The sequence below is a fragment of the Peribacillus cavernae genome (assembly GCF_003989135.1).
GTDB lineage: Bacteria > Bacillota > Bacilli > Bacillales > DSM-1321 > Peribacillus > Peribacillus cavernae.
Window position 1 is genome coordinate 92,413 of record NZ_RYZZ01000037.1, and the last position, 26,110, is coordinate 118,522.

Annotated in this window: 26 protein-coding genes and 1 riboswitch; of the genes, 3 read left to right on the top strand and 23 right to left on the bottom strand. The window is 42.3% G+C overall.

Annotation, left to right across the window (positions count from 1 at the left end; translation table 11 throughout):
• Positions 1-74: 74 nt before the first annotated feature.
• Positions 75-1,085, top strand: a complete 1,011-nt coding sequence (locus ELQ35_RS19225; RefSeq protein ID WP_281278139.1) for a M23 family metallopeptidase — start codon at positions 75-77, stop codon at positions 1,083-1,085.
• Between the two features lie 85 nt (positions 1,086-1,170).
• On the opposite strand, the gene yunB is transcribed toward ELQ35_RS19225, so the two are convergent.
• The 12 genes from yunB to ELQ35_RS19285 all read right to left on the bottom strand — a co-directional run bounded on the left by yunB (position 1,171) and on the right by ELQ35_RS19285 (position 13,388).
• Entirely contained in the window at positions 1,171-1,929 is a 759-nt protein-coding gene (gene yunB, locus ELQ35_RS19230; RefSeq protein ID WP_246026139.1) for a sporulation protein YunB, read from the bottom strand.
• Between the two features lie 69 nt (positions 1,930-1,998).
• A complete protein-coding gene (locus ELQ35_RS19235; protein WP_126866801.1) occupies positions 1,999-3,102 on the bottom strand; it encodes an HD-GYP domain-containing protein in 1,104 nt (367 codons plus the stop codon).
• A gap of 1,073 nt (positions 3,103-4,175) precedes the next feature.
• Positions 4,176-4,478, bottom strand: a complete 303-nt coding sequence (locus ELQ35_RS19245) for a YunC family protein (protein WP_126866802.1) — start codon at positions 4,476-4,478, stop codon at positions 4,176-4,178.
• A 65-nt stretch (positions 4,479-4,543) separates the two neighbouring features.
• Positions 4,544-5,923: a bifunctional metallophosphatase/5'-nucleotidase gene (locus tag ELQ35_RS19250; protein WP_126866803.1), complete on the bottom strand. Its 1,380-nt coding sequence runs from the start codon at positions 5,921-5,923 to the stop codon at positions 4,544-4,546.
• A gap of 29 nt (positions 5,924-5,952) precedes the next feature.
• Positions 5,953-6,798, bottom strand: a complete 846-nt coding sequence (locus tag ELQ35_RS19255; protein ID WP_126866804.1) for a DUF72 domain-containing protein — start codon at positions 6,796-6,798, stop codon at positions 5,953-5,955.
• 189 nt (positions 6,799-6,987) lie between these two features.
• Positions 6,988-8,385 (bottom strand): Fe-S cluster assembly protein SufB, encoded by a 1,398-nt coding sequence (gene sufB, locus ELQ35_RS19260; RefSeq protein WP_126866805.1) that lies wholly within the window; start codon positions 8,383-8,385, stop codon positions 6,988-6,990.
• 60 nt (positions 8,386-8,445) lie between these two features.
• Positions 8,446-8,880: a Fe-S cluster assembly sulfur transfer protein SufU gene (gene sufU / locus ELQ35_RS19265; RefSeq protein ID WP_126866806.1), complete on the bottom strand. Its 435-nt coding sequence runs from the start codon at positions 8,878-8,880 to the stop codon at positions 8,446-8,448.
• A complete protein-coding gene (locus ELQ35_RS19270) occupies positions 8,870-10,099 on the bottom strand; it encodes a cysteine desulfurase (protein ID WP_126866807.1) in 1,230 nt (409 codons plus the stop codon). The genes sufU and ELQ35_RS19270 overlap by 11 nt, the downstream gene beginning before the upstream one ends.
• The gene (sufD, locus tag ELQ35_RS19275) at positions 10,099-11,406 is read right to left on the bottom strand and encodes a Fe-S cluster assembly protein SufD (protein WP_126866808.1); all 1,308 of its coding nucleotides are present in this window, start codon (positions 11,404-11,406) and stop codon (positions 10,099-10,101) included. The genes ELQ35_RS19270 and sufD overlap by 1 nt, the downstream gene beginning before the upstream one ends.
• Before the next feature lie 15 nt (positions 11,407-11,421).
• Entirely contained in the window at positions 11,422-12,207 is a 786-nt protein-coding gene (sufC, locus tag ELQ35_RS19280; protein WP_126866809.1) for a Fe-S cluster assembly ATPase SufC, read from the bottom strand.
• A gap of 393 nt (positions 12,208-12,600) precedes the next feature.
• A complete protein-coding gene (locus tag ELQ35_RS22735) occupies positions 12,601-12,741 on the bottom strand; it encodes a YuzK family famiily protein (RefSeq protein WP_185861832.1) in 141 nt (46 codons plus the stop codon).
• A gap of 284 nt (positions 12,742-13,025) precedes the next feature.
• Complete coding sequence (locus ELQ35_RS19285; RefSeq protein WP_126866810.1) at positions 13,026-13,388, bottom strand: carboxymuconolactone decarboxylase family protein; 363 nt, start codon at positions 13,386-13,388, stop codon at positions 13,026-13,028.
• A 226-nt stretch (positions 13,389-13,614) separates the two neighbouring features.
• Here ELQ35_RS19285 and ELQ35_RS19290 point away from each other — a divergent pair, with 226 nt between their 5' ends.
• A complete protein-coding gene (locus tag ELQ35_RS19290) occupies positions 13,615-13,902 on the top strand; it encodes a hypothetical protein (RefSeq protein WP_126866811.1) in 288 nt (95 codons plus the stop codon).
• A 480-nt stretch (positions 13,903-14,382) separates the two neighbouring features.
• Here the strand turns inward: ELQ35_RS19290 and ELQ35_RS19295 are convergent, their stop codons facing one another.
• The 10 genes from ELQ35_RS19295 to ELQ35_RS19340 form a co-directional block, all read right to left on the bottom strand.
• Complete coding sequence (locus ELQ35_RS19295; RefSeq protein WP_126866812.1) at positions 14,383-15,222, bottom strand: MetQ/NlpA family ABC transporter substrate-binding protein; 840 nt, start codon at positions 15,220-15,222, stop codon at positions 14,383-14,385.
• 20 nt (positions 15,223-15,242) lie between these two features.
• The gene (locus ELQ35_RS19300) at positions 15,243-15,911 is read right to left on the bottom strand and encodes a methionine ABC transporter permease (RefSeq protein WP_126866813.1); all 669 of its coding nucleotides are present in this window, start codon (positions 15,909-15,911) and stop codon (positions 15,243-15,245) included.
• Entirely contained in the window at positions 15,904-16,929 is a 1,026-nt protein-coding gene (locus ELQ35_RS19305) for a methionine ABC transporter ATP-binding protein (protein ID WP_126866814.1), read from the bottom strand. Before ELQ35_RS19305 ends, ELQ35_RS19300 begins: the two co-directional genes overlap by 8 nt.
• Before the next feature lie 92 nt (positions 16,930-17,021).
• A riboswitch (SAM riboswitch) is annotated at positions 17,022-17,132 on the bottom strand.
• Between the two features lie 179 nt (positions 17,133-17,311).
• On the bottom strand, positions 17,312-17,620 hold the full coding sequence (locus tag ELQ35_RS19310; protein WP_126866815.1) for a thioredoxin family protein: 309 nt from the start codon (positions 17,618-17,620) through the stop codon (positions 17,312-17,314).
• Positions 17,621-17,626: 6 nt separating this feature from the next.
• Complete coding sequence (locus ELQ35_RS19315) at positions 17,627-17,989, bottom strand: toprim domain-containing protein (protein ID WP_126866816.1); 363 nt, start codon at positions 17,987-17,989, stop codon at positions 17,627-17,629.
• A gap of 96 nt (positions 17,990-18,085) precedes the next feature.
• Positions 18,086-18,469, bottom strand: a complete 384-nt coding sequence (gene gcvH / locus ELQ35_RS19320; RefSeq protein WP_126866817.1) for a glycine cleavage system protein GcvH — start codon at positions 18,467-18,469, stop codon at positions 18,086-18,088.
• Positions 18,470-18,544: 75 nt separating this feature from the next.
• Positions 18,545-18,904: an arsenate reductase family protein gene (locus ELQ35_RS19325; protein WP_126866818.1), complete on the bottom strand. Its 360-nt coding sequence runs from the start codon at positions 18,902-18,904 to the stop codon at positions 18,545-18,547.
• Between the two features lie 198 nt (positions 18,905-19,102).
• The gene (locus ELQ35_RS19330; protein ID WP_126866819.1) at positions 19,103-20,887 is read right to left on the bottom strand and encodes an acyl-CoA dehydrogenase family protein; all 1,785 of its coding nucleotides are present in this window, start codon (positions 20,885-20,887) and stop codon (positions 19,103-19,105) included.
• 37 nt (positions 20,888-20,924) lie between these two features.
• Entirely contained in the window at positions 20,925-22,103 is a 1,179-nt protein-coding gene (locus ELQ35_RS19335; protein WP_126866820.1) for an acetyl-CoA C-acetyltransferase, read from the bottom strand.
• A gap of 57 nt (positions 22,104-22,160) precedes the next feature.
• Entirely contained in the window at positions 22,161-24,548 is a 2,388-nt protein-coding gene (locus tag ELQ35_RS19340) for a 3-hydroxyacyl-CoA dehydrogenase/enoyl-CoA hydratase family protein (protein ID WP_126866821.1), read from the bottom strand.
• Positions 24,549-24,781: 233 nt separating this feature from the next.
• Between ELQ35_RS19340 and ELQ35_RS19345 the strand changes: the two genes are divergently transcribed.
• On the top strand, positions 24,782-24,913 hold the full coding sequence (locus ELQ35_RS19345; protein WP_117306777.1) for a YuzL family protein: 132 nt from the start codon (positions 24,782-24,784) through the stop codon (positions 24,911-24,913).
• A gap of 125 nt (positions 24,914-25,038) precedes the next feature.
• Here the strand turns inward: ELQ35_RS19345 and ELQ35_RS19350 are convergent, their stop codons facing one another.
• Positions 25,039-25,956 carry a proline dehydrogenase family protein gene (locus ELQ35_RS19350; protein WP_126866822.1) on the bottom strand — a complete coding sequence of 306 codons (918 nt, stop codon included), beginning with the start codon at positions 25,954-25,956 and terminating at the stop codon, positions 25,039-25,041.
• Positions 25,957-26,110: the final 154 nt, after the last annotated feature.

Consider the following 26,110-nt stretch of genomic DNA (forward strand, 5'->3'; position numbering starts at 1 on the left):
GGCTTATGACCTCGAGGGGCTAGGCTGCTTGCGCTAGACGCTATGTCATTTTTTTTTAAGAAAGGAGAATCAGTTTGTTATCTAAAAAGGTCCTTTCATTCATATTGTTTTTTTTCCTATGCGGGTCGTTTCAAACACAGGCGGGTGCAAGCACAGACCAATCGGGAAAGCCTGCTTCGGATCGACTTGCTGAAAGAATGATGTTATATAAAAATATAGAGGCCGCTATGCAGATCCCGTGGTATTACATGGCAGCAATTGATCAATATGAACATAGCCTAAGAAACTCACGGAGAGATTTAGAAAAAGCAAAGGGTGCTGTAGGGATTCATATTGAACCGGAAAGATGGAGCGGAATGTTAAATCCTAACAAAAATGACCACAATCCCTTAACCATTAGTTTTTTTGATGGACTCGGCATGGACGGAAACGGCGATCATAAGGCAGATGTGAACAATGATGAAGATATTTTATTTACGATTGCCAACCATATTCTATTCTTTGGAACAGATGAAGATAACTTCCGAATCGCCTTATGGAATTATTATAAACGCGACAAGGCAGTCGGAATTATCATGGGAAACGCAAGTATTTTTAAAAAGTTCGGCCGTATTGACCTCCAGGAAAATGCCTTTCCAGTTCCAGTCAGGACTCATTACAGCTACCGCAGCACATGGGGCTTTGCCCGAGGCTGGGGCGGAAGGCGTTCACATGAAGGAACAGATATTTTTGCCGACTATGGATTGCCTGTCAGGTCAACCTGCTACGGGATTATCGAAATGAAAGGCTGGAATAAGTATGGAGGCTGGCGAATCGGCATCCGCGATATCAATAACACATACCATTATTTTGCACACTTAAGCGGTTTTGCTAAGGATCTTCGGATTGGCCAGGTCATAGAGCCAGGCACCGTAATCGGCGGTGTAGGCAGCTCGGGATATGGACCTCCGGGAACCTCAGGAAAGTTTCCGCCGCATTTGCACTATGGTATGTATAGAGATAACGGCTTCATTGAGTGGAGCTTTGATCCAACACCACATTTACGCGTGTGGGAACGGAAGGACTTAGCGAAAAGGCGAAGCTAAGGATTTAAATGAATCATACAGTCGAAAGATTAAATGAAGGAACCAAAGACCCTACAGCTGATTACTGCAGGGTCCTTCATTATATTTACTTTTTTGTTTTCGGTAGTTCCACGGCCGGATTCGAAGTTCCACCGTTATTAAAGTACTGTGGAACCTCCCCAGGTATTAGTGCCCATCCTAAAGGGATATCATGCTCAACTGTTGTCACCTCTGTGGCAAATGGGATGATTATCTGGACATTTACTTTAACATGAATATAGAAGTCAACCACGGTATTGTTGATTCCAGATGGAACGGAATTCCATTTGATCGTTGCCTTGGCATCACCTAGCGCCTCGAATTTGACCGGTATTTTTGGTCCAAGATTTCCCAATAAGGCCATATTGGTGGCCTGACCGAGCGGAACATTAAAGACTAACCCGGATGACTCAGCCTTCTCATCCATCTCGACGTCTATACCAGTCAATGACTCCATTCCAGTAAAGTTTCCTTTTTCCGCTTCTTTTAGATTCATTAAGATCAGATTTTGTGTCTCTCCCTGGATACGATTGATTAGTGCTGTGTTCCAACTATATGATGGTGCTGCATTTTTATTTTGAGTTGGAATTTCTTGAATGATTGCGTTTGTATCCGTTTCTTCCACGATTTTCTGATTAATTGCTTTATTTATAACATAAATCGCCAGCTTTCTTGATTGGGCCTCGGCAAAGCTCATTAACGCCGGCTCGATTCCTTTATTAATAAAGAATAATCCGCCGGCTGTTGAAAAAACAAAGAAAACGAATGTCAGCAAAAATACATATCGCAGCGGCAAAGGACCTTTCTGCCTGCGTTTGAAAGCCAAAGAAAATCCCCCCTTACATGCTATATCTATGCTTGTATGGGAGGATATCATTCATTAATTTTGACAGCCTTACTGGTTAATTTTGCTGTTGGCAGTGTCACAGTCGGCAATCAGCAAATGAGTATATATTTCTAAATCTACCTCATATGTATCGGCAATTGGCTGCCCATTTTCTTCAAGTATCTCAATAACCGGCCTATCACTGCACCCGCGGTTCTGGCGCGATACGATTCCTTTGCGGCCGTCGTTTAACTTCACGCCCAGTCCATTTGGGTAAATGGCTACAGCCCGTCTGAAAGCTTCCACTACTTTTCGGTCAAACTGTATCCCTGAGCCAGCGTACAGGATTTCAAGCCCTTCATGAGGAAGCAGCGCAGATCTGTATACCCGATTCGATGTAACGGCATCAAAGACATCGGCCACGGCAATGATTTTACCAAAGTAATGGATATCATCCCCGGCAAGGCCGCGTGGATAGCCCGAACCATCCAACCTTTCATGGTGCTGATAAGCACAGTGTGCAACGAGGAGCGGTACTGTATGCACGTTTCTAATGATTTGAAAACCGGTCTCTGAATGCTTTTTAATTTCCGTAAACTCTTCTTCGGTCAGTTTCCCTGGTTTCATTAAGATGTCAACGGGAACAAGTATTTTTCCGACATCATGCAGAATCGCCCCCAGTCCTAGTGTCTCCATCTGCTTGGGTTTCAGCTTTAGTTCTGTGCCAATCGCAAGAGAATAAAGCGTAACATTGAATGAATGGGTAAAAATGTAATTATCATATGTATAAATGTCTGCGAGCAAAGTCAACAGTTCCTGGTTTCCACGTATTTCAATCAAAATATCTCGAATTAATCCTGTAAAACGCCTTGATGCTTTTTCAATGACCAACGAATTGGATAAGAAATCCTTGTTTTGCAGGTCACTGAACGTATCTTCAATCGTCTTGATGGCTTCTTTCCTTAAACGTTCCGATATACTTTTCCCCGGGTTAATGTGTTTGGTTTTTGGGTCATGTATATAAACAAACGGGATATTAAGCTCTTTCAAGCGTAGAATCATTCTCTCGCTTAATTTAACCCCTTCATATAAAAGGATGTGCCCTCGTTCATTTTTTATGCTTTTTCCAAGCCTCACACCAGGAATCAGGGAATCTGTAGGTAATAATCTCATGATCATTCTCCTATTTGCCTTTAATGAACTTCTCTGGGTTTTTTAATAAAAATTATTATAATTTGCCCGCAAGCAATAAAAACCTTTATTACCTTTATCGGATGATTTCCAGGAATATCAAGGGTTTCTTTTAGAAAGGAAATTATCCTTATAATCAAGCCAATCATTTAACACCGGCTTAACTGGTGTCACACAATTAAAAAGGATGTTAAAATCTACACTGAATAAAATGTCACTTTATGTTTTGAAAACCAGAAATAAGAGCTGGGGAATGAAACTGTTTAACTAATTTGACGATAGGGTTATGAAGGACAAAACTCCACGGTTTAGGGGAGTGTAACGTCCTTCATAGGGGTTATGAAGGACAAAATCCACGATTCAAGGGAGTGTAACGTCCTTCATAGGGGTTATGAAGGACAAAATCCACGATTTAAGGGAGTGTAACGTCCTTCATAGGAGTTATGAAGGAAAAAATCCACGATTTAAGGGAGTGTAACGTCCTTCATAGGGGTTATGAAGGACAAAATCCACGATTTAAGGGAGTGTAACGTCCTTCATAGGGGTTATGAAGGACAAAATCCACGATTTAGGAGGATGTAAAGTCCTTCATAGGAGTTATGAAGGACAAAATCCACGATTTAAGGGAGTGTAACGTTCTTCATAGGGGTTATGAAGGACAAAATCCACGATTTAGGAGGATGCAAAGTCCTTCATAGGAGTTATGAAGGACAAAATCCACGATTTAAGGGAGTGTAACGTCCTTCATAGGGGTTATGAAGGACAAAATCCACGATTTAGGAGGATGTAAAGTCCTTCATAGGAGTTATGAAAGACAAATCCCATGAAATAAAGGGGGGATAAGTCCTTCATAAACTACTATTGTATAAATCAAGCTATAATGAGATGCTCAAAGCACTAAAAGCTCCCAGCATTTTCTATATTAATATTGTTTGATGATTAGCCTGTGAATTGGGTACTAATATTAAACGCTAAATTCACTGCTGATTGTTAGTTTGTACTTCAAATCCGATCCTATTACTTACAAACCATGATGTTCCATTTCTAATCTAATCTTAGTACATTTTTAATAAGGCATCCTTCCCAATCATCCCTTTGGCAACTCCTGCTTGTTCCGCTGCCAGTGTGACCGATTCCAATGGAGCATTCAGCAATTCGTCAATCGTTTTAACACCAACTGCTCTGCCGGCAATAATGTTGCGGTCCTTTAGTCTCTCATTCAGAAGGCCGACATCCAATGCACCGCACATGATATATCCCTTTTCAGACGTGATTGCCAGCAAGTTTGTTTTTGGCAATGCAACGGAAATGCCCAAAAATGTCTTACCGTCTAATATGATGGGGGTGACGTTTATCATTTCAACCGCTCCTTCCCTGTTTATTCATACTTTATGAATCAAAGCAGGGAAGCGTGTTATTCTTTTTAAGAAAACATTCCTCTTAGTTTCCAAACCATCACATCTCGTAAAAATTCCGGCATCAGATATTGCTTATCTTTAGAACGCTGAATTTGCGGGAAAAAGTGCCCGAAAGTAAACATATCAGGAAGCGCAAGTTTATAACGGTTTTCAGCAATCAGCTCTCTGCCGTCCACCAGTACTTTTTGGATAACATCATTCTTTCCCTTGATAAAATCAACACGGTCATGGACGATGATCCCCATAATCTTGCCCCGGAATCCAAAACCCTTCATCTGAATATGCGGCCATTCCTGATTAAGGGATTGTATCAGGATCTCTTTTAATTCACTGCCGTTTAGCTCAACCACGCAGGGATTGATGGGGTGGGGAAGGATACGATGGATGTCCCCGATTGTGACTTCCCCGGCTTGCAGTCCTTGCAAAAGGAGACCAGCATTCAAAAAGGCGCAATCTGCATTACTCCATTCCCTTAACGCCTCGCATAAAATTCTTGGAAGCTCCGAAGCTTCAAACCATTCACAATCGAGATCCTTCGGAAGCACAACACATTTTTGCTGCAGATACTCCCTGCCTTTATTATAAATACTGTCAATCCATTCACTTTCATTCGGAAGCTCCTTTAAGTCATTTGTATCGTACAAGGCAGCCTCTTTTCGGACTACTTTCCTTGTGTCATCTAAGTCGATTTCTACATGGCCGACATACATGCCAAATTTCCCACCTGCACAAAGCAGCGTGTTATTCACGACTTTTCCCTGATGCAAAATATGATGAGTATGGGCCCCAAGGATAATGTCAATTTCCGGGAACTCACCAGCCATTCTTTCATCCTCATATAGACCGAGATGAGAGAGGATGACAATGATATCACTCTGTTCCTTCAATATATCCAACTGTTTGTACAACTCCTGAAATGGATCTGAAAGCTTCCAGCCAAGGGCAGTGTAAAAGCTCTGAAAGTATGCTGTTAAGCCAATCATGCCTATCCTGGTGCCTTTTTCTGTGGTATGTATCGCATAAGGCAGCGCCCATGCCGGCCTTTGTCGGTCACTTTGGAAAATATTCGCGGCAAGAACTTTAAAATCAGCTTCTTTATATAAAGAATCCAACGCTTCATGAGGCAGGGTAATCCCTTCATTATTTCCGATCGTCACATATTGAAACCCGGCCTCATTAAGGAGTGTAACATTCCCTTTACCGAGAGTTCCTTCCGTATAGGGATGCCAGCGGTCGACATGGTCGCCAATATCAAGAGTTATAGCCTCTTCTCCTACTTCTTTATGCAACTCGCATCTCTGGTTAAGAAAATCCTTTATCCGCGGCCAATTTTCAAAATGGCTGTGAAGGTCATTCGTATGATATAAATGAATAATTTCTGACATCTTAACTCCTTCTATCCGACCTTTTCGAATTAAAATAAATCGAGCTGCCTTGGAGCAAGCCCTTCGTATTTTATACTAAGAAGATCAATCATTTGTTTAGCATTATCAGCAGCATCCCCTCCGGAATTATTGTTGAAGAGGACATATATATTTTTTGATTGCTTTTCAAGTATATGCAGCTTTTCAGCCCATTCCTCCAGTTCCTGCTGATTATAACGGTACAAATAGCGAACTTCCCGCCAATTTCCCCCAGACTGCTTTTTCCATCCATGCACGTTTCGTCCATGAAAGCGGACTAATGCTTTATCAAGATCAGTAGCTTTAAGGACAATCGGGATAGATCCCTCCCCTGCCTGCGGTTCGTCACAGACTGTATGGATCCATCCCTCCTCTTCGATAAATGCCAGCGTTTGATCATAATATCTGGATTCATACCAGGTCTGGTTCCTGAATTCAAGCGCAACAGGTGTATCGCCCATTTCCTGCTTACACCAGCGTAAGTAATCAACATTTTCCTTTTTGCAATTAAACCATGGTGGAAATTGAAAGAGCACCATGGATAGCTTGTTGGTTTCTCTAAAAGCTTGGAGAGAATCATCAAACGCCGCAAACATTTCCTTTTTACTTTCATAAGGGGATTCGCCCCGTTGATGCCCTGTCATTCCTTGATAGGCCTTGACGATAAACTGAAACGAGGATGGTGTCTCAGAAACCCATTTTTCTGTATTCCGTTTTGACTGCACCGCATAGAACGAAGCATCCACCTCCACTGTCGGAAAATGGGCAGCGTATTCCTTTAATTTATCCCGTGGTGAGATTTTCCCTGGATACAAACGATCATGGTCACCCCATCCTGTAACCCCAATATATATCATCTTTTATCACATCTACTTTCGAAAAATATATAACCATTCTAGCATAAGGAAAACAACAATCTGCTTTTACATACTGTTGGTATACATTTACCCGCTTAAAAGTCTTCTTAATCAAACGTTTGATTAAGAGCGCGTTCCAACGTAAAAACCCGCTGAATAGCCCTCAGCGGGTAGTTTAGTGATTTCATATTAACCGATAGAGCCTTCCATTTCGAATTTGATCAAACGGTTCATTTCCACCGCATATTCCATTGGAAGTTCTTTAGTAAATGGCTCAATGAAGCCCATTACGATCATTTCAGTGGCTTCTTGCTCAGAAATACCACGGCTCATGAGGTAGAATAGCTGCTCCTCGGATACCTTGGATACCTTTGCTTCATGCTCCAGTGAAATGTTATCGTTCAAGATTTCATTGTAAGGGATGGTATCAGAAGTTGACTGATTATCCATGATTAATGTGTCGCACTCAATATTAGACCGTGCACCATCTGCTTTGCGGCCGAAGTGAACAATACCGCGATATGTTACTTTACCGCCGTGCTTAGAAATGGATTTAGACACGATCGTTGAAGATGTGTTCGGTGCAAGGTGTGTCATTTTCGCTCCTGCGTCCTGATGCTGTCCTTTTCCGGCAATTGCGATCGATAATGTCATACCGCGCGCGCCCTCGCCCTTCAGAATAACAGCTGGATATTTCATAGTCAGCTTGGAGCCGATATTTCCATCAATCCATTCCATTGTAGCGTTTGCATCACAAACGGCACGCTTTGTTACAAGATTGAATACATTGTTAGCCCAGTTTTGAATCGTTGTGTAACGGCAGTAAGCGTCTTTTTTGACGATGATTTCAACAACTGCACTGTGAAGTGAATTTGTTGTATATACCGGTGCAGTACAACCCTCGACATAATGAACGTGAGCACCTTCATCGACAATAATCAGCGTACGCTCAAACTGGCCCATATTTTCTGAGTTGATACGGAAGTAAGCTTGCAGCGGTGTATCAACCTTTATGCCTTTTGGTACGTAAATGAAAGATCCACCGGACCACACCGCCGAGTTCAATGCAGCAAATTTATTATCTGTAGGAGGAATCGTTTTCCCGAAATGTTCACGGAAAAGATCTTCATTTTCCTTAAGCGCTGAATCGGTATCCTTAAAAACGATACCCATTTCTTCAAGGTCTTCCTTCATATTATGATAAACAACTTCGGATTCATACTGGGCCGATACCCCGGCAAGGTACTTTTGCTCAGCCTCTGGAATCCCAAGCTTATCAAATGTTTGTTTAATTTCTTCTGGAACTTCATCCCATGACTTTTCCGACTTCTCAGAAGGCTTCACATAATATGTGATTTCGTCAAAGTTTAAGCTGGCCAAATCTCCGCCCCATTGAGGCATTGGCATCTTGTAGAAATGCGCCAATGATTTCAAGCGGAAATCAAGCATCCATTGCGGCTCGTCTTTCATACGCGAGATTTCTTCGACGATTTCTTTTGTTAAACCTCGTTTTGACCGAAAAATGGATACGTCTCTATCTGCAAAGCCATATTTATAATCACCGATTTCAGGCATTTTCTTTGCCATAGCTCTTTTCCTCCATTTCAGGCAGCCGCAGGTAATCGAAAAACTGCTGAGCTGCTGTTTTTATTGTTCCTGCAAGCCCTTTTCCATTGCCTTCCAGGACAGGGTCGCACATTTAATGCGGGCAGGGAACTTTGAAACCCCTTGAAGAGCTTCAATATCACCAAGGTCCAAACCGTTGTCATCATATTCTTTACCTTGAATCATATCAGAAAAAGTTGTGGAAAGCTTCATGGCTGTTTCAACATCTTTTCCTTTGATGGCCTGGGTCATCATCGACGCTGAACTCATGGAGATAGAACATCCTTCGCCATCAAATTTGGTGTCGGTCACTTTCCCGTCTTCTACTTGCATCGTTAACCGGATCCTATCACCGCACGTCGGATTGTTCATATCGACTACAAGGTTTCCATTTTCCAGTGCACCCTTGTTGCGGGGATTCTTATAATGGTCCATGATGACTTGACGGTATAGTGCATCTAGGTTATTAAAAGACATTGCTGAAATACTCCTTTGTTTTGACAAGCCCTGCTACAAGCTTATCAATGTCTTCTTCCGTGTTATAGAGGTAGAAGCTCGCTCTGGCAGTGGCCGAAACATCAAGCCATTTCATGAGCGGCTGTGCACAGTGGTGGCCCGCACGGACTGCAATGCCCTCTGCATCCAATACAGTAGCAACATCATGAGGATGGACATCCTCAATATTGAAAGTGACAACACCGGCACGCTTGCTGGCATCCTTCGTTCCATAAATCGTGATGCCTTCGACCGCAGACATTTTTTCCAGTGCGTATGCTGCTAGTTTATGCTCATGGGCTTCAATATTATCCAGCCCCACTTCTTCCAAAAAGTCAATTGCGGCTCCTAGTCCAATTGCTCCTGCAATAATCGGGGTACCACCCTCGAATTTCCATGGAAGTTCCTTCCAGGTCGATTCATACAAGCCTACAAAATCGATCATCTCGCCGCCGAATTCAATCGGCTCCATCTTCTCCAGGTGTTCTTTCTTTCCATAAAGTACGCCGATACCTGTCGGCCCGACCATTTTATGGCCGGAAAAAGCAAAGAAATCACAATCCAATTCACGAACATCGACTTTGAGGTGAGGTGCACTTTGTGCCCCGTCTACCACCATCACTGCTCCATTTTCATGGGCTATTCCGGCAATTTCCTTAACTGGGTTAATTACACCAAGGACATTAGAAACTTGCATGATCGAAACAATTCTTGTACGTTCAGTTACCGTTTCCCGCATATCATCAAGCGAGATGGTTCCATCCTTCTGAAGCGGTACATACTTCAAGGAGGCACCTGTTTCCCTGGCAATCTGCTGCCATGGAATAATGTTACTGTGGTGCTCCATGTAGGAGATAACGATTTCATCTCCTTCTGATAAATTAGCACCCCCATAGCTTCTCGCTACAGTATTAAGGGATGTTGTCGTTCCTCTTGTAAAAATAATCTCTTCTGCAGAGCCTGCATTAATGAATTTCCGAACCTTTTCGCGTGCCCCTTCATACGCATCCGTTGCTTTCGTTCCAAGTGTATGCACGCCGCGGTGCACATTTGAGTTATAACCTCTGTAATATTCCTCAACTGCTTTAATAACTGAAACGGGCTTTTGCGATGTTGCAGCACTATCCAGATAAACCAGTGGCTGACCGTTCACTTCCTGATCTAGTATTGGGAAAAGCTTACGAATTCCGTATGGGTTCATTATTTAACTTTCCTTTCAATTACCTCAGTCAGCTGTTTTCTTACTCCCTCGATAGGAAGCTGATTAACAACCGGCGCAAGGAAACCGTGAATGACAAGTCTTTCTGCCTCTTGTTTTGTAATCCCGCGGCTCATTAAATAATAAAGCTGAACCGGATCGACCCGTCCAACAGAGGCAGCATGTCCTGCAGTAACATCATCCTCATCGATAAGCAGGGCTGGGTTGGCATCTCCGCGGGCTTTTTCACTCAACATAAGAACACGGGATTCCTGCTCAGCATTTGCTTTCGTAGCGCCATGCTCGATTTTGCCGATACCGTTAAAAATAGAAGAGGCGCTATCTTTCATGACTCCATGCTTCAGGATAAATCCTTCTGAACGTTTGCCATGGTGAATAATCTGTGTCGTGAAGTTTTGCTTTTGCTCCCCGCGGCCGACGACTACCGTTTTGGTGTCACCGTAAGAACCATCTCCCATAAGATATGTTGTATTATCTGAGATGGTATTGCCGTCATTCATCAGGCCAAGCGCCCATTCAATCCGGGCGTCACGCCCTGCAACACCGCGGCGGTTCACATAAGTGGTAATGCCTTTGGATAAGGTATCAACCGCACCGTATTCAACCTTTGCATTGTCACCTGCAAATACTTCCGTGATGATATTTGCGACACCATTTTCTGCTTCTACAGTGGAAATGTAATTCTCTACGTATGTCACAGAACTATTCGCTTCGGCAACAACAAGAACATGGTTAAACAGCGCAGTATCCGCATTATCTACAATAAAGACAGCTTGGACTGGCTCTTTAATTTCTACATTTTTTGGTACATAAAGGAATGCTCCGCCATTCAGTAAAGCAGCATGAAGTGCTGTGAGGCGATGTTCATTTACCTTCACACCGTCCTTCATGAAATACTTTTGAACCAAATCACCATGTTCACGGGCTGCCGTTACAATATCAGTGAAGATAACGCCCTGGTTTTTCAATTCTTCATCCAGGATCGCGAAAGCAGCCGTATTATTACGTTGGATGTACAGATTATTGGCTTCTTCTATATGGATGAGCGTTTTTACTTCTTCAGGAAGCTCTTCTAAAGAAGTGAATGCTTCACTTTCGACAGTATGAGATTTAAAAGAAGTAAAGTTCCACTTATCAATCTTTGTTTTATCTGGCTTCGGCATCGGCAGGTTTTCAAATTCAGCTAACGCTTCAACCCGAAGCTCCGAAAGCCAGGATGGTTCATTATTTTGTTGTGAATAGGAGCGGATATTCTCCTTTTCAACAGGTAGTTTTGTTTCTGTAGTCATTGCAAATCCTCCTACTTACGCTTCTTGGCCAACTGTTTCGTCTTCAATCCCTAATTCTTGTTTAATCCAATCGTATCCTTCTGCTTCCAGACGCTGTGCAAGCTCAGGTCCGCCGGATTTTACGACGCGGCCTTGCATCATAACGTGAACGTAGTCAGGAGAAATGTAATTTAAAAGGCGCTGATAGTGAGTGATGATTAAGCATCCAAACTCTTCACTCCTCATTTCATTGATGCCTTTTGAAACGACTTTAAGTGCGTCGATATCCAATCCGGAATCGATTTCATCAAGAATGGCGATTTTCGGCTCAATCATCATAAGCTGGAGAATCTCATTGCGCTTCTTTTCCCCGCCTGAGAACCCTTCATTAAGATAGCGTTGCGCCATGTCTTCGTCCATTTCAAGTAACTCCATCTTTTTATCCATTTGGCGGATAAATTTCATTAAAGAAATCTCCTCGCCTTCTTCACGCCGGCTATTAATAGCTGAACGAAGAAAATCGGCATTTGTCACACCGTTGATTTCACTAGGATACTGCATAGCAAGGAAAAGACCGACACGCGCCCGCTCATCAACTTCCATTTCAAGAACGTCCTCACCATCAAATGTGATGGTTCCGCTAGTCACTTTATATTTTGGATGACCCATAATCGCCGAAGATAAAGTAGATTTACCTGTTCCATTCGGTCCCATGAGTGCGTGGATTTCTCCGCCCTTAACTTCAAGATTCACTCCTTTTAAGATTTCTTTTCCTTCAATTGATACATGAAGATCTTTGATTGTTAGTGTAGAACCTGCCATATTAATACCTCCGTGGAATAAATCCTAATTTATAGCATGGAAAACCATATTGTTTTCCGTCAATCTCTCCTGTTTACATGTATTCTCACTTTATTCTCATTACAATCTTATAACAAATAGAAAGTGTAAGCAACTAATAAAAACTGGATCGACCCTCCTGAGCATAGTGGTAATTAGGTTTTGTAATTACACGTATCCTCATTCTGAAAAATCCCTTTTTCCTATCATATATCAAATAATCTAAAAAACAAAAAAGAGCCTGCCTATAGACCCATGATCAACGGTAAAGTGTAAAAAGTTTTCAAGCAGATTGCACTTCAGAAACTTCTCTCACTTTACCATTTACATGGAGCTGTATAAGCCCGCCCCCCTGAGTTCTTTCATTAGGTGATCCTATAAATGCAGTTTGCGCTGAAGATCATTAACGATCTGATTGCATTGTTCATACTCTCTTTGTCTTCGTTTTTCCACCTGGATCCGGACATCTAACTTTCTGCTGTACTCACTATAGCCAATACCATGTGACTGTTGCATTGCCTTTTCCATTTCGCTTGTAACGTTTAAATCTAGAGAGTTGATAATGAATCAATCCTTTCAGTTTCTTTTCTTTTCTTTTCTATTCTAGCACTGAACTACTTTAACGTTCAAAACTCATTTACCCTGATAATTAGTGAATAAACCTGATATACTCTCTTAAAGCAGCTCTCAATGGATAAAGGTTTACAATTCCTCCAGATAACTGCCAATACCTTTTTTGTCCGGTTTTTAGGAAACTCACAAGGAAGGCCGACTACAACCGTTCAGTTCAGGTTTTCTTCTTAATGAAACTCTTTTAGTTCCTGCATGGCATCCTGGACGAGCGTGACAGCCTGGCTAATGACGGCTCCCCCGCCAAAAGCTGCAGATACCCCCATCGCTTCCATGACTTCTTCCTCGCTCGCCCCGTTATCAAGACAGCCCTTCACGTGATAAAGAATACAGTATTCATCCTGAGTGTAGAGGCTGATGCCCAGTGCGATAAGCTGTTTTTCTTTTTGCCCTAACGCACCTTCTCTAAAGCAGGCTTCTGTAAAGGCATTATAATGCTGGGCCAGATCGGGCATTTTCTGCATAAAGACTCCAAGCCCCTGTTTATAATCCTGGATAGCGGCTTCCGTTGCATTTCTCGGTTCATTTTCCATTCCATTCAACTCCTCCGATTTTATTCCTCAGTAGTATAAGCTGCTGGATAAGTTCTATACCGAATTATAGCAGGTTCCTTTTTTGAAAAAGAATTGAAAAGTTATTTTCTAATTCCACAAAAAAAGTCCTGCATTAATAACTAAGTAGTTCCGATAATGTGGAGAAAACATTAAAAGACATATCAAATTTCACTTTAATTCATAGTGAAAATCGCATATCAAAGAGTTGCTTGAAGAAACTTTATATAAACGTTATTTTTCCTATCTGGATAAAACCTACTCAGATTTCATCCTGTGTCCAAGGATAGATAAAATCGAAAGTATAGAGGGCGATACGCAAAGGCATATAGTTCATGCAAGTGCTTTAAACTATGCAGGGCATCATGATGGCCCATATGATAAAATCAATTTCACTTTGACTGATACGCCAGAATATGGTGTTAAAATCAATAAAGTTATAAGACATAAAAATATTTCCAAGATAAACAATGATTCGTTCTGTACGGCAAAATAATATCCAAGAGCGGATGACGGTATGATTGTAAGTAGTAAATAAACATTTAGTTTGATATAAAAGGTTTCTTTAATTCTCTTCTCCTTTTTAACTATTTTACCATAAAAATCAAATTTCTCATTAAACTAAACTAACCGTTCGTATTAGTTTAAGCACAGCTCTTCACAATCTATACCTTTTCTACATATAATTACAATTTTCCTTTTATCCTTTTGAATTGAAGGTCTAATTAACAAAGCAATTAACAATCAACCCTAAAGAGCAAGATGACAATAGTTATTGTCACACAATTATTTGGTGCGCTATTTACTATGCTGTTTTAAATGCCAAAAGTGAAATAATCTTTGATATAACAGGGATTAGAAAAGACCAAATCAATAAGCGATTTGGTCTGATAATTAGAATGGTATTTACGATGTTACTCCGCAAAAACGGAACTGCTTAACTAATAACGCAGGCCTTTTTTGATTTGTTTTTTTATTATTCACTTACAGGCACTACCGCACCTTTATATTCTTTTTTGATGAAATCTTGGATTTCTTTAGAGCGCAAAGTTTCTACAAGTGCTTTGATTTCTTCTTTATTTTCATCACCTTTTCTGACTGCAATCACGTTGACGTATGGTGAGTTTGAATCTTCAATAGCAATCGAATCTTTAACCGGATTTAAGCCAGCATCGATTGCATAATTGGAGTTGATCAGGACTGCATCGCCTTCATTGTTTTCATATACCTGAGTTAATAAAGAAGCCTCGATATCTGTCTTGAACTTGAGATTTTTTTTATTTTCTGCAACATCCTTTACAGTCGCAGTTGTTTTATCAATGCCTTCTTTTAGCGTAATCAATCCATTAGCTTCGAGCATGGATAGAGCACGGCCATGGTCAGCCACGGAGCTGCTCATGATGATGGTAGCACCTTTTGGAAGTTCTTCTAACTTTTTGTGCTTTTTAGAGTAGATTCCGATTGGTTCGATATGAATGCCGCCAGCATTTACAAAGTCATAGCCATGTTCTTTCTTTTGGGATTCTAGATAAGGGATGTGCTGGAAGTAGTTAGCGTCCAGTTCTTTTTCATCCAAAGCCTTATTTGGCAATACATAGTCCTGGAACGGCTTGATTTCGAGTTCAATCCCTTTTTTCTCAAGCAAAGGAAGGGCTTCTTCAAGAATTTCAGCGTGCGGCACGTTAGAGGCACCGATGACCAATTTCTTTGGTTCCTCTTTGTCTCCAGCGCCATTGGAATTGGAGTTGTCTGTGCCGCATGCAGCAAGCACAATCGATACTACTAAAAGTAATGCAAAGCTTACAAGTTTCTTCATTTTTTTCATCTCCTGATTTTTTATCTTTTGTCCAGCTTAGAAGTAACAAAGTCTCCAATAAATTGAAGGATAAAGACGATAATTAAAATGATAATGGTTGCAACTAAGGTCACATCATTATGGTTTCGCTGGTAGCCATCAAGGTAGGCAAGGTTGCCAAGGCCGCCTGCGCCGATTACACCAGCCATCGCTGTATAACCTACGAGGGCTATCGCTGTTACGGTAATTCCAGATACGAGTGCCGGCATCGATTCAGGCAACAGTACTTTCCAGATGATCGTCCCTGTCCGGGCACCCATCGACTTTGCAGCCTCGATTACTCCCTTGTCGATTTCACGAAGGCCAATTTCCACTAGACGTGCGTAAAATGGTGCAGCCCCGATGATGAGCGCGGGCAATGCCGCATTCTCCCCAATCATTGTATGGACGATCGCTTTCGTAAAGGGAATGAGCAGCACGATTAATATAATGAAAGGAATCGATCTGAAAATATTCACGAAGGCACTAATGATGAAGTTAATAGTACGGTTTTCCCAGACATTATCCTTTGAGGTCAAAAACAAGACCAATCCTAGCAAAATCCCGAGGACAAATGTAGCTACAACTGAAATCCCCGTCATATAAAGCGTTTCATTGGTCGCTTCGATAATATCTTGCCAATCGATGTTTGGAAACAATCCCTCATTCATTGTCAATCACCTCCACGCCTACCTGCTGTTTCTCGATATATTCCAGCGCGCGGGTGATTTCGTCATTCTTTCCGTCTATATGAATGTATAATGTCCCGTATGATCCATTTTGCGTTTGTGATATTTTCCCCTGGACAATGTTAACATCCAGGTCAAAGTTACGAATCAAATTGGCTATCAGCGGATTTTCAGTACTTTCCCCAACAAATGTTAATTGAATGACTTTCCCTTCCGGATAGCGCTCAGCTAAATGGACGATCGCTTCCTTCGTTGCTTCCGGCTCGGTGACCTGCCTTACAAATCGTTTCGTAATTTGTTGGGCAGGATTTCTGAATACATCCAATACTGGCCCGAGTTCTACAATGCGGCCGCTCTCCATTACTGCGACACGATGGCAGATTTTCCGGATGACATGCATTTCATGAGTGATCAGGACAATCGTAAGCCCAAGCCGTTTGTTTATATCGACAAGCAGCTCCAATATGGAATCGGTAGTTTGCGGGTCCAAAGCCGATGTCGCTTCATCGCAGAGTAGTACTTTAGGGTCATTTGCAAGGGCTCTCGCTATGCCTACTCTTTGCTTTTGGCCGCCGCTCAGCTGGGAAGGATACGCATTGCCTCTTCCTTCAAGGCCGACGAGATTAATAAGCTCTTTTACGCGGGCATCACGTTCGTTTTTAGGCATTCCGGCAATTTCTAACGGAAATGAAATATTTTCATGTACCGTCCGGGACCAGAGCAAATTGAAATGCTGGAAAATCATCGAAATTTCCTGGCGTGCTTTTCGAAGCATTGCCCCTTTTATTTTGGAAATATTATGTTCAGCTACAACTACAGAACCTTCCGTTGGGGTTTCCAAGCCGTTAAGCATTCGGATAAGCGTACTTTTCCCGGCACCGCTGTATCCTATGACCCCAAAAATTTCGCCCTGGTTGATCGACAAGTTGACGTCATCGACCGCTTGAATGGCTTCACCTGATGCGCGGAATATTTTACTCACTTTTGAAAGTGTTATCATCTGTACTCACCTCTATCCAATAAAACTATGAACTCCTATTCAACAAAAAAGCCCTTCCGCGTGAGCAGAAAGGCAGATGAAACGAGACCTTTCTCTCATCTCCCAAAGCACAAGGCTTTTTGTGAATTGGCACCTTTTCAAGGAAGAACCTTGCCGGTTGCCGGGCTTCATCGGGCACATCCCTCCACCTCTCTCGATAAGAGCAGTAACTATATGAAATTGACGCATTACATGTAAATTCATTAATTAGTACGTTAGTGATTTTATCACGCTGGCAAATAGAGTGTCAATGTATAAGATTTCTATATCCAAAATTAGAGATTTACTATCCAAAACTACCAGTTTACTAGCCAAACTAATGACTTTACTATCCAATTTAGTTTTATGCCAGATCCTTCAGCACCTCATACAGATAAGGGACTGACTGGAAAGCATATATCTTTCTGTTTAGTTTGCCTTCTTTGAATATCATCAGGCAGGGAACGCTTTCTATTTCGTACTGCATCGCCAACTTTTTTGAAAAGTTCATATTCATTTTGCCGCAAGTAACATCGGGTAACAGTTCAAGTGAGACTGACAGCATTCTCGACGCGACCTGGCAGGTTCCGCACATTGGCGTATATAGATATAAGCAAAATGTTCTTTTCCATTGTATTGCCGTATTCAGTTCCTGTTCTGTCCATTCTTGCATAATCTGCTAACTCATCCTTTGTTCTACAAATTCCATATTTACATCAATATTTGCACTTAAAAGTACCGTCGCAATGTGATAGGCAGGCGCCGCGGCAACTTCGCGGTACATTTTGTCGATGTATAGATGCATGGCCTCAGGGATTTCCTTCTTGAATTGCTTTCTTAGCTTTTCCCCTGACTCATCAGCGTCCACCAGGATATAGACATCCCTGTTGACTAACTCATCAACAAGTTCGTCCAATCTGGCTAACGAAATCGTACCATTTGTACAGATAATTTCAATATCTTCCTTTAGCACACTTTTTACTTTCCTTCTATCAGAAGTTCCTTCAACAATGATAACTTTATCCAGTTGCCTGCTTTCCATTGTCATCACCTGTTAGATCGGCTTCGTAAGAACAAGCCTTATTTGGAAGTTAGTGTTATAAAAACGGAGAAGACTTAAGCAGCCTCCTCCAACATCTTAGCCTTCGTTCGTCATTTCATCATACTGCTCAGCAGTCATCAAGTTGTCAAGCTCGCCTTTATCGGAAGGCTCGATAACAATCATCCATGCTTTTTCGTAAGGGGATTCGTTCACATATTCAGGGTTGTCATTGAGGTCTTCATTTACCTCCACAACCTTGCCGCTGACTGGCGCGTAAAGCTCAGAAACAGTTTTTACCGATTCAACGCTGCCAAATGGCTCGTCAGCAGTGACGCTCGCACCCACTTCTGGAAGTTCAACGAAAACGATGTCTCCTAGTTCGGATTGTGCGAACTGTGTAATGCCGACACGAACATTTTCCCCTTCTGCTTTTACCCACTCATGTTCCTCAGAATAATGAAATTCCTTTGGTGTTGTCATGTCAAATTCCCTCCATACCTATGTAATAAATTAGATCTATTATGGTTTCAATAGATTTTGAATTTTTTGCAACGATCATGATTGCCAGGTTTGCTCATACTCTTCCTCTTTAAAACCGATAGTTACCTTATTGCCATCAGAAGCAATGGGTCTTTTAATCAGCATGCCGTCACTCGACAATATGTCAAGCATTTCATCTTCCGTCGCATTCTTTAGCTTGTCCTTCAAACCAAGTTCTCTGTACTTCTGTCCGCTTGTATTAAAGAATTTCTTCAGTTCCAATCCGCTTTTTTGGTATAATTCTTCCATTTCATCCCTAGAAGGCGGCTTTTCCGCGATATGAACTTCATCATATTCAATATCATGACTGTCAAGCCACTTTTTTGCTTTCCGGCACGTTCCGCATTTTGGGTACCAGTAAAATGTTAAGGCCATTGCTTCACCACCTACTGATAGAATACCCGTTTTCCCTTCCCAATACAAAATATTTGCTGTATTTTTCTTCGACATTTATTTAAAAAAAGCGGAAGCGCCTTAAAATAAGGAACGTCGACTAAAAAAAGACTTTTAAAGTAAGAAAAAAACGGAAATACCCTCGTAAGGATATTCCCGATAGGCTTTGTAAAAGCCAAATTACAGTACGTATTTCTCAGCTTCAATCAGTTTAACGGATGCTTCGCGTTTCTTAGCGATAACATTTACAGGGTTGTGTCTTGTCAATTTACGAAGTGCAGACAACATGATGCGCAAAGTGTCGCCGCTTTCAACAGCGATAAGCGATTCTTTTGCATGTTGTTCAATCAGGTTGAAAGCTTCCTGGCAGAAAATCTCTGTGTAAAGAACTTTTTGTTGGTTCTTTTCAAGTCCTGTTGCTGCGATTGCTTTTTCGGTGCGCAAGACGACAGATTCCATTGCATAAGCGAAGGAAGCAATATCGGCAATGTTCACAAGGACTTCTTGTTCCTGCTCCAATTCATTGCCATATTTTTGCGCAGCGAGGCCGGCAGCCAATAAGCCGATTTTCTTGGCGTTTTGCACTAATAATTTTTCTTGTGCCAACGGTTCATCACCAGGCTCTTCAGGCATCATCATCATCAATTCTTCTTGCAGCGCCTGTGCTTTTTGGAAAAGCGGAAGCTCACCTTTGATTGCTTTCTTGATGAATGTTCCAGGAACTAAAAGGCGGTTGATTTCATTTGTTCCTTCAAAAATACGGTTAATACGGGAATCACGGTATGCTCTTTCGATTTCATATTCCTGCATGAAGCCGTAACCGCCATGTAGCTGAACACCTTCATCAACGATATAGTCTAAAACTTCGGAAGCGAAGAATTTGTTAAGTGAGCATTCAATTGCATATTCAGCAATCGAGTTTGCAACCTCTTTTCCATCCCTGACTTCTTCGTCAGTAAGCTTGCTCATACGGTCCTCGAACAGGCCTACAGTGCGGTAAACAGAGCTTTCAGCCGCATATAATTTTGATGCCATTGTCGCAAGTTTTTCCTTTGTCAGATTAAAAGAAGAAAGCTTTGTTTTGAATTGCTGGCGCTGGTTTGTATAAGAAGCAGTTATAGCAAGTGCATGCTTGGAAGCGCCGACAGCACCTACTCCTAACTTATAACGTCCAATATTCAAGATGTTGAATGCAATTACGTGTCCTCTTCCAGCTTCGCCAAGAAGATTTTCGGCAGGAACCTGGGCATCTTCAAGGATTAGTGTACGAGTCGATGAGCTCTTGATCCCCATTTTCTTTTCTTCTGCACCTGTAGATACACCGGGGTATTCACGTTCAACGATGAAAGCAGAGAACTTATCGCCGTCAATCTTTGCATATACAACGAATACATCGGCAAAACCGGCGTTTGTAATCCACTGTTTTTCACCGTTCAATACATAATGAGTTCCTTCAGCGTTCAATTTTGCTGTCGTTTTAGCTCCAAGAGCATCGGAACCAGAGCCCGGCTCAGTCAACGCGTACGCAGCGAGTTTTTCACCAGTTGCAAGCAATGGCAGGTACTTTTTCTTTTGCTCGTCGTTGCCGAATAGGACGATTGGAAGCGAACCAATCCCAACGTGTGCGCCGTGAGTGATCGAGAAGCCGCCTGCTCGGGCCATTTTTTCTGAGATTAGCGCTGAACTTACTTTATCAAGACCTAGGCCGCCATATTCTTCAGGAACGTCTGCCCCTAATAATCCAAGGTCTCCAGCTTGTTTAAGCAATTTAACGGAACGGTCAAATTCATGATTTTCAAGATGCTCAACTTGAGGGAGGACTTCATTTGTTACGTAATCCTCTGTTGTTTTGGCAATCATTTTTTGTTCATCCGTATAGTCTTCCGGTGTAAATATTCTATCATGAGTGACGTCTTCGACTAAAAAGCCGCCGCCTTTTATTAAGGACTCAGTTTGATTTGACATTGATTATTTCCTCCTATTTCAAAAATGCAAAAACGTATTAAGCTAGCAATTCGAACACGCCAGCAGCACCCATTCCGCCGCCAATACACATGGTAACAACACCGAATTGCTGGTTTCTGCGCTTCATTTCATGCAGCAATGATAACGTCAATTTAGCACCGGTACATCCAAGCGGATGCCCAAGTGCAATCGCACCGCCATTTACGTTCACTATTTCTTCATCAAGGCCAAGCTCGCGGATGATTTGGATCGATTGTGAAGCGAATGCCTCATTTAATTCAAATAACCCGATGTCGGAAAGTTCAAGACCGGCGAGTTTAAGCGCTTTAGGAATTGCCGCAACCGGGCCGATTCCCATGATTTCCGGCGGAACGCCCGCTACAGCAAAGGAACGGAATTTCCCCATCGGCGCAAGGCCAAAGGATGAAGCTTTTTCTCCGTCCATTACCATGACCGCAGCTGCCCCATCGCTAGTTTGCGAAGCATTCCCTGCAGTAACAGATCCTGTCATCGAGAAAGCAGGTCGCAATTTACCTAATATTTGGGAGGTGGTTCCTTCCCGGACTCCTTCGTCCTGAGTGAACTGGAATGTTTTTTCTTTAAGCTTATTGTCCGCGCCTACGAAACGTTGGGTTACGTCTACAGGTACAATTTCATCTGCAAATTTTCCTTCTGCAATCGCCTTCGCTGCTTTTTGGTGGCTGCGGACAGCAAAAGCATCCTGATCTTCACGTGAAATTCCGAATTTCTTGGCAACCTCTTCTGCTGTATGTCCCATTCCCATGTAATATTCAGGAGCTGTTTCAGCAAGTTTTGCATTCGGACGGGTTGTATGGCCCATCATTGGTACAAGGCTCATCGATTCTGCTCCGCCTGCGATGACTGTATCGCTCTGGCCAAGCATGATTCTCTCAGCGCCATACGCGATTGCTTGCAGACCGCTTGAGCAGTATCGATTGATTGTGATGGCTGGAACTTCGTACGACAGGCCTGCGAGCGCACCAATGTTCCGGGCCATATTCAACCCCTGCTCTGCCTCAGGCATTGCACAGCCAATAATCAAATCATCGATATTTCCTTCATAATTTCCCGCACGCTTTACTGTTTCTTTAACTACAAGAGCTCCTAAATCATCTGGACGTGTGGCAGCAAGAGAACCTTTTTTCGCTTTCCCTACCGGAGTACGTGCCCCGGCAACAATTACCGCTTCTCTCATGAAGATCCCCCTTACCTATTTTTTGTCAAGAAAAGCGCAAGCGCCTTTGCAAGGATATTAATTACGCAGCGGCTTGCCTTTAACAAGCATATGCTGCATTCTTTGCTGTGACCTTGGCTGAGCGACTAAGCTTAAGAAAGCCTCCCTTTCTAAATCCAGCAAGTATTGCTCATCTACTTCGGTACCATACGGTACTTTACCGCCCGCAAGAACATAGGCTAATTTCTTGGCAATTTTCATATCATGATCGGAAATAAAGCCTGTAAGCCTCATCGATTCTGCACCTAATAGAAGGGCTGCGTAACCTGGCTCACCTACAACCGGAACCTTCGTTCTCGCCGGGGCTGTATAACCTTGTTCATACAAGGCAAGTGCTGCTTGTTTTGCATCATATAAAAGGTGATCCGGATTCACTGAGATCCCATCGGCAAAATTCAAGAAATTATTTTCGCTGGCTTCTTCCCCTGATGTGGATACCTTGGCCATCGCAATTGATTCGAACACTTTGTTGGCAACCTTTTGCAGGTCGAAGTCAACGCCTTTAGGCAGGCTCTTTAAGTGCTTGATATAAAGCTCTTTGTTCCCGCCGCCGCCAGGAATCAGACCAACGCCGACCTCCACAAGGCCCATATAAGTTTCACTTGAGGCCTGGATATGTGCTGCAGGGAGGCAAACCTCAGCACCGCCGCCTAGTGCCATGTTGAACGGAGCTGCTACAACGGGCTTCGCACTGTATTTGATTTTCATCATCGCCTGTTGGAAGTGGCGGATCACCATATCTAATTCCAAGATATTGTCATCCTGGGCTTCCATCAGCATCATCGCGAGGTTCGCGCCGACACAGAAGTTTTTGCCCTGATTTCCGATGACGAGGCCCTTATAGTTTGCTTCTACCTCTTCCACTGCAAAATTGATCATTTGCACGATATCAAGACCAATTGCATTATTTGGGGAATGGAACTCTAATAGAGCGACCTCGTCTCCAATGTCTATCAAGCTCGCACCGCTATTTTTCTTGATTACTTTGCCTCGCTTTTTCAGTGTCTTCAGATTGATGACCTTTGAATTTTCAAGCAATTCTTTATACCCGTCATTTGCATAGTAAGAAGTTTTGCCTTCGTCATTTTCTTGATAGAAAGTAGTAATCCCGTTAGCGAGCATTTCCTTGATCCATCTAGGAACCTGTTTACCCTCTTCTTCCATACGGGCTACTGATTTCTCTAGGCCGATCGCATCCCATGTTTCAAATGGGCCTGCACTCCAGCCAAATCCCCATTTCATCGCCTGGTCAATTGCCACGACGTCATCAGCAATGCTGCCAGTCAATTCGGCTGAATAAGTAAGAACAGGACTAAGGATGTTCCATAGCAATTGGCCAGCACGATCCTCGCTATATACGAGCGCCTTCATTTTGTTTGCAAGCCCTTTTTGCTGTTTGCTCGCTTCAGTGGAAGCCGTCTTCAATTTCTTTCTTTCACCGTATTCGAGTGTTTCCGGGTTCAATTCAAGGATTTCCTTGCCTTTTTTCAGGAAAAACCCTTGACCGGATTTACTGCCAAGCCAGCCGTTCTCAATCATTTTTTCAATAAAATCGGGAATTTCAAAAACTTCTTTTTCGGCACCATCTACCTGGTCATAAACGTTCCTGGCAACGTGTGCAAAAGTGTCTAATCCCACGACATCAAGCGTACGGAATGTGGCACTTTTTGCCCTGCCGATCATCGGGCCGGTTATGGAATCTACTTCCCCTACGCTGTAGCCTCCTTTAAGCATTTCGCGGACGGTCACTAGCAGGCCGTACGTACCGATGCGGTTTGCGATGAAGTTCGGCGTATCCTTTGCTTCAACGACGCCTTTACCTAGTACATCTTCGCCAAACAGCTTGATGAACGAAAGCACTTCAGGATCGGTGTCTTTCGTAGGAATTACTTCCAATAGTTTCAAATAGCGCGGCGGGTTGAAAAAGTGAGTCCCAAGAAAATTCTTTTTAAAATCTTCTGAACGCCCTTCTGCCATCGCTTCGATTGAGATACCTGAAGTATTTGAACTGATGATGCTGCCCGGCTTGCGGAATCGATCCACCTTTTCAAATACTTGCTGTTTCACCGCAAGATTTTCTACAACCACTTCGATGACCCAATCTACTTCGCTAAGACGCTCAAGGTCATCCTCAAGGTTTCCCGCTTCAATTAATGCTAAGTTTTTCTTCGCGGTCAGCGGTGCCGGCTTTTGCTTTAAAAGCTTTTGCACGGAATTTTGGCTGATGCGGTTTCTTACTTGTTTATCTTCAAGTGTCAGTCCTTTTTTCTTTTCATCCTCTGTCAGTTCACGAGGAACAATGTCTAATAATAAAGTTGGAATGCCGATGTTCGCAAGGTGTGCAGCAATCCCTGATCCCATAACTCCCGACCCTAGAACAGCAGCCTTTCGTATTTGTCGAACCAAGTTCATATCCCCCTTACATAGTGTTTTGAATGAACACTCATTCATTTTGTCTTCAAAAAAATATTCATCTTTTTTCCTGCTGATTTAAATATAAAATATTTTCGAAAATTCCGCAATTAAAAAGATGTAAAAAGATCATTTTTTCATATATTTTTTGTTCCTGCATATCATCGATGATTATTTTTAATCCGTTCGGAAAAAATAATCTCAAGACCAGGAGGTGAAGTGAAAATATGGCCAGACTCAAAAAGAACCCCTCTAAAGCCGGAGTAAGTGCAGCAAGCGTCAAAGGAAATGCGGGCCCTACTGTGGAAAATGACGGCGGGGGGAAAGTAAACAGCCAAAATAACCAGTATAAAAAATAAGCGTAAGCGCCAAAAGTTATGCTTGCCAATACTTTGGAAAATGCGGAAAAGACATTACGGATGCATACCTTAATACTTTTCCGCACTGATTCCTTCAGGAAAAGATAGCGCTTTCAAAAGGATGATTATTTTTTTAGCATTCCTTTTAAGACAAAGGTCACATTAGCCGGCCGCTCAGCCAGACGGCGCATAAAATAACCATACCAGTCTGTTCCATATGGCACGTATACCCTCATTTTATAGCCTTCCTTCACTAATCCCAACTGTCGTTCGGTACGAATCCCATAAAGCATTTGAAATTCGAATTGGTCATTCGGAATGTTATACTCCTTCACAAGATGCTTTGTATATTCGATGATTGTTTCATCATGGGAGGCAATCGCCGTATAGTTTCCATTTAATAAATGCATCTTGATAATCTTCTTATAGTTATCGTCGACGTCTTGCTTTTCCGGAAAAGCAACCTCCGCGGATTCCTTATAGGCACCTTTGACAAGACGAAGATTTGGATGAAGGCTATCAAGATCATCAATATCCTTCTCGGTTCGATACAGGTACGCTTGAATCACGGTACCGACATTATCGTATTCTTCTCTTAATTTTTTGAAAATATCAATTGTAGTCTGGCAGTGCAAATAATCTTCCATATCAATCGTTATGAATACATTATTTCTTTTCGCCGCATCAAGGATCCTTCGCATATTCCTCATGACGACTTCTTCGGAAATATCCATCCCCATTGAAGTCATTTTTAACGACAGTTGCGAATTCAGACTATGCTTGCCGATGGCTTCGATGGCAATGATCGAGTTGTCAGCCATTTCGTTCGCTTCCCTTTCGTTATCGACAAATTCACCAAGGTAATCAATCGTGACAGCAAGGCCTTTTTGGTTGAGATCTTTAATTTTTGCCACCGCTAAATCAACTGTTTCTCCAGCAACGAAACGTGAGGCACCAAAGCGAAGACCATATTTTTTAGCCATTTTGGTCAGGCCTTTATTTTTAGAAAGAAAGAGAAAAAAATCCCTCATTGCTTGTTCCATGAGTATAACCCCCTAAAAAGCATATAGGTAGAGAAAAACCTAAAATTCGACAATTTAATCTTACCACTTCTCGCAATATCTGGATATGAAATAGTTATTTCACGCTAATAAAAATAGACGAGATTTGTAGAGTGACATTAAGGCAGCGATTTTA